This is a genomic window from Enterobacter sp. K16B (assembly GCF_020216105.1).
GTDB lineage: Bacteria > Pseudomonadota > Gammaproteobacteria > Enterobacterales > Enterobacteriaceae > Enterobacter > Enterobacter sichuanensis.
Map to the genome: position 1 here is coordinate 1 of NZ_JAIWJZ010000229.1, position 482 is coordinate 482.

Here is a 482-nt window from a genome sequence, read left to right on the forward strand (position 1 = left end):
GGATCGCAACAGGCCGCAGACGCAGGTCAGCTTCCGCTACGACCCGCTAGGACGACGCATCAGCAAAACGCGCCAGCAGATGCTGGGCGGTCAGCCAACCGGCAAGCCGGTGACCACCCGGTTTGTCTGGGAAGGGTTCCGCCTGCTGCAGGAGCTGCATGGAGACGTGCCGCTGACCTACGTCTACAGCGACCAGGACAGCTACGACCCGCTGGCGCGTATTGACGGCGTGGAAGCGCCGGAGATCTTCTGGTTCCACTGCCAGCCGAACGGCACGCCGGAGCGGATGACGGATATCGAAGGGCAGGTGCGCTGGGAAGGGGTGAACGGCGCCTGGGGCAAGCTGCTGCGGGAAAGCGAAACGCAGTTATCAGGATATTCTCAGAACCTGCGCATGCAGGGGCAATACCTGGACCGTGAGACAGGGCTGCACTACAATCTGTTCCGGTATTACGACCCGGACTGCGGACGGTTTACGCAGC

1 protein-coding gene is annotated in these 482 nt (G+C 62.9%); it reads left to right on the forward strand.

Translation table 11 applies throughout. From position 1 onward, the window contains the following. A partial coding sequence (locus LDK53_RS22865) for an RHS repeat domain-containing protein (RefSeq protein WP_225288157.1) occupies positions 1-482 on the forward strand: 482 nt, incomplete at both ends.